Annotated in this window: 4 protein-coding genes; 1 reads left to right on the top strand and 3 read right to left on the bottom strand. The window is 65.1% G+C overall.

The features are described 5' to 3' along the window. The 3 genes from JL811_RS19655 to JL811_RS19645 all read right to left on the bottom strand — a co-directional run. Window positions 1-516: response regulator transcription factor (locus JL811_RS19655; protein ID WP_202690401.1), on the bottom strand; the 516-nt coding region annotated here is incomplete at its 3' end. Further along, a complete protein-coding gene (locus JL811_RS19650; protein WP_202690400.1) occupies window positions 506-661 on the bottom strand; it encodes a hypothetical protein in 156 nt (51 codons plus the stop codon). The genes JL811_RS19650 and JL811_RS19655, both read right to left, overlap by 11 nt. Then, complete coding sequence (locus JL811_RS19645) at window positions 658-2,688, bottom strand: hybrid sensor histidine kinase/response regulator (RefSeq protein WP_202690399.1); 2,031 nt, start codon at window positions 2,686-2,688, stop codon at window positions 658-660. The genes JL811_RS19650 and JL811_RS19645 overlap by 4 nt, the downstream gene beginning before the upstream one ends. 404 nt (window positions 2,689-3,092) lie before the next feature. Here JL811_RS19645 and JL811_RS19640 point away from each other — a divergent pair. After that, a partial coding sequence (locus JL811_RS19640; protein WP_202690398.1) for a BapA/Bap/LapF family prefix-like domain-containing protein occupies window positions 3,093-3,966 on the top strand: 874 nt, incomplete at its 3' end.

The following is a 3,966-nucleotide window of genomic DNA, read 5'->3' as shown; positions in this document are numbered from 1 at the left end:
GCCGATTTCCCGGTTCGGCATCCCTTCGGCCAAAAGTTCCAGCACGCCGAATTCGCGCCTGGACAGGCCCATGCCGGGCTCTTCGGTGGCGACCTGCCGTTTCTCGACCAGTTCGATGGGCAGATAGCGCCCGCCCCCCGCCATGAAACGGATCTCATTCGCCAGATTCTTCAGCGATGCGGTCTTCAGCACGATCCCTGCCCCGCCCAGCGACATGACCTCTTCCACCACGCGGGCGCTGGGGCTGCTGGTCAGGATGCCGACCGGCCTGCCGCCATTATGCTGCAGCGCCTTGGCCAGACCGGTCAGACCGTCCATTCCCGGCATGTCCAGATCGACAAGAACAAGGTCATAGGGGCCGTTCGCGTCGATCTCCTGCACCGCACTGGGCAGGTCCGGCACCGTCGCGACCTTGATATCCGAAACCCCGTTCAGATAAATCTGAAGCATTTCAAGGATCATCGCATGGTCGTCAGCAATCAGAAGCCTGATCGTGTCACCTTGTTCATTGTTCATTGGTCTGACCTTCGGCAATTCCGTCAATTGATACGCGCACCTGACAGGCAGTGGGCGCGGAATGGGTCGCGCGGAAGGGCTCCCTGCCGGTCGTGCCTTCGGCAAATACGACATAGCGGAACAAAACGATAGGGAGACCGATCATGCGGCAATCTCTGCGATCTGCACGGCGGTCTGCTTCAGCGCTGCGGACAGCGCGTCAGTCAGGGCGGCAGGGACGGTCCGGTTGCGGTTCACCCGCTGTTCGATCTCGCGCAGGTACTTTTCCACCATCTGCAGCCCGGTCAGGCCGCAGGCCCCGGTCGCTGCATGCAGCCTGCGCCCGGTATCCGGCCCCACCCCCTCGGCCAACAGGTCATCCAGCACGGATCCTGCCTCGGACAGGGCGCGCCGCATGAAGTTGCGAGTGCTATCGAGACCGATCTGCGCGATCAGATCTGCGGTGACGGCAGGGTTCAGCGGCGCCTCCAGTGGGATCGGGCGTGGCGGGCTGGCCGGGCCGGGAGGAGGGGCCCCCTCGGCCTCTTCGTTCAGCACTTCGGCCAGTGCATGACTGAGCGTGGCAGGCTGGATCGGCTTTTCAAGAACACGGACCATGCCCGCCCGAAGGCAGGCCGCGCGGACCCGTTCATCGGCATGGGCGGTCAGTCCCACCACCTTGCCCCGCCATGGGGTCGCCGCTGCCGGATCTCCGGCGCGCAGCCTTGCGGCAAGTTCAATCCCCGTCATGCGGGGCAGGGTGACATCCGTCAGAACCAGATCCACCTCTGCCGCGTTGTCGCTGCGCGACAGGAAGGCAAGCGCCTCGGGGCCGCTGCCCACCGGATGGGCTTCGGCTCCTGCGGCCTGCAGCACATGGGTCAGCCAGTCGCGGCTGGAGGGGCTGTCCTCGACCAGCAGAATTCTCCGCCCGGCCAGCGGTGTCCGTGCCGGATCGGCCGGGCGGGACGCAGTCAGGCCGGAGGGTTCGGCGGGAGGACTGGCCCGAAGACTGCCCGGAAGGCTGAAGATCACGGTGAAGATCGTGCCGATCACCCGGCTGTCCCCACCGGGCGTCACCGGTCCGCCATCGCGGCCCCGATCCTTGATTGTGATATGGCCGCCCAGCTGGCGCAGGGCATGGGCCAGCACATTCAGCCCTGCCGAGGGCCGCCCGTCCTGTGACGAGATCTGTGGTCCCGGATCGTCCATCGGCAGGCCAAGTGCCTCTGACAGTCTTGCCCGCTGCGCCGCAGGCAGGCCGCCACCCTCATCCAGCAGATCCAGCCGGACGCGCCATATTTCCGCGTCGGGCCCGGTTGCAGGTCCGGTCGCGGGGTCCGTAATCGGATCGGTCACGGGCAGGGGGGCGGCCAGCGGGCTGCAGGACAGTCGCAACTCGACCCGCCCGCCGCCATGGTTCACCGAATTGTCTATCAGGTTCTGACACAGCGCGCGGATGAAACGCACCGGCCCATGCAGCGTGAGGTCCCGGGGCGCCTCAATGGTCAGATGCAATTCGGTTGCCCGGGCCTCGGCGATGGGACGAACCAGCGCGATCAGGCTGGCCACCTCCTCAACGATGCGGAAATCCTCATCGGGCTGGCCGCCCTTGCGGTTCTGTTCCCCCCGGATCACCGCCAGAACATTGCTGATATGATCCAGCGCAAGTTCGGCCGCGCGGCGGATCCCGGCCTTGGCGCTGTCGGTCTCTCCGGCGATTTCCCCAGCCGGCTGAGATCCCCCTGAGGCAGGCGCGCGCGGCGCCAGAGCCTCGGCCGCCGCGAGAAGCGACTGGATCGGCGTGCGAAGGTCATGCGCCACCCGCAGCAGCGTCGCCGCCCGGGCGCGGTTGCGCAGCCATGTCGATTCCTGATCACTTTCCGAAAGGCGCAGAAGAAACCCGTCTGCCGGGCCAAGCGGGACATGCACAAGTTCACCGTCGAAGCTGTGTCCGCTTTCCTGCCAGTCGATGGTGAGGCTGCCTGCCCGACGCGCCCGGATGCACAGTGCGGGCCAGTCGAAACGCGCCGTCAGCGTGTCCTGCGCGATGCCCAGTCGCCGGGCCGGGGGATTGGCCAGCAGGATCTCGGCCTTCTGGCTGGCCAGCGCCACCGCGCGCCGGTCGCTGACGATGACCCGCGCCAGCGCCTGCAGGATCGGGCGCACGGAATCGGCCGGATCGCGGCGCATCCCCTCGGTCAGGGGGGAGAGGGCATGCCGGGCCCTTTCAGGTGGATCGGGGTTCTCTGGCACCCTCGGCCCTTCTCTTTGGCGTCCAGAAGCGTTCTGCCTCTGGCACGGGTTTGATCTATGTTCATGCAATACCGTTACAATCTCACAGCCGTTCCCAGCTCGCCTGGGTTTTCCACATCCCGCGCCGAAAGCGCCGGGTTGCCGCTTCTCATAAGTCCGGCATCCTGCCCCGCCTCTTGCGCGGACCAGTCTTCCCGCCTCTACCAAGCCGCTTTTTGCTATCCCGGTCAACATGAGGTTGACACAACTTTAGTATGTAGGCAATTTACATACTAATGGATGTGGTGCATTGTGGCCCCATTCTTTCCAACATCCCCCAGGGGCCCAGACTGGAGCAATCAATGGCACAGAACATTCTTCAAGCCGGCACGATCAACAATATCGCGGTGCAGGTAACGCGCGGTGATATTCGGCAGTATGTAAAATCGGGCAATGACCTTGTCCTCGACCTGAACACCGGCGAGGCGATCCGCATCCAGGATTTTTACACTCTGGCCGCGAATGGCAAAGGGCATCTGCTGGTGTTGGCGGATGGCACGGTCATCAATCCGGTCCCACAGGAAGGCGCCGAGACAGGGGCGGCCGCCGTTGCGGTGAATGAGGAACTGGTCGCGCTTGGCGTTGCAGGCCTTGGTGCGGGCCTGCTTGCCTCAAGCGGCGGTGGCGGAAGCACTGACCCGACCGATGGGACTGATCCGACTGACGGCACCGATCCGACCGACGGCACGGACCCGACGGATGGCACTGATCCGACGGACGGAACGGATCCGACGGATGGCACTGATCCAACAGATGGCACTGATCCAACAGATGGCACCGATCCGACGGATGGCACCGATCCGACAGACGGCACCGATCCGACCGATGGAACGGACCCGACGGATGGCACCGATCCGACGGATGGCACTGATCCGACCGATGGCACTGATCCGACCGACGGCACGGATCCGACGGACGGCACCGATCCGACCGATGGCACCGATCCGACGGATGGCACTGATCCGACGGATGGCACTGATCCGACCGATGGCACCGATCCGACGGATGGCACCGATCCGACCGACGGCACGGATCCGACGGATGGCACTGATCCGACGGATGGCACTGATCCGACGGATGGCACCGATCCGACCGACGGCACGGATCCGACGGATGGCACCGATCCGACGGATGGCACTGATCCGACCGATGGCACCGATCCGACGGATGGCACTG

Source organism: Szabonella alba, assembly GCF_016765775.1.
GTDB lineage: Bacteria > Pseudomonadota > Alphaproteobacteria > Rhodobacterales > Rhodobacteraceae > Szabonella > Szabonella alba.
The sequence above is the reverse complement of the archived record's forward strand: the minus strand, read 5'-3'. Positions and strand labels throughout refer to the sequence as shown.

What these genes read in the sequence shown, in the direction of transcription:
- JL811_RS19650 (WP_202690400.1), bottom strand. Translation starts at nt 661, where the DNA reads ATGATCGGTCTCCCTATCGTTTTGTTCCGCTATGTCGTATTTGCCGAA.
- JL811_RS19645 (WP_202690399.1), bottom strand. Translation starts at nt 2,688, where the DNA reads ATGCGCCGCGATCCGGCCGATTCCGTGCGCCCGATCCTGCAGGCGCTG.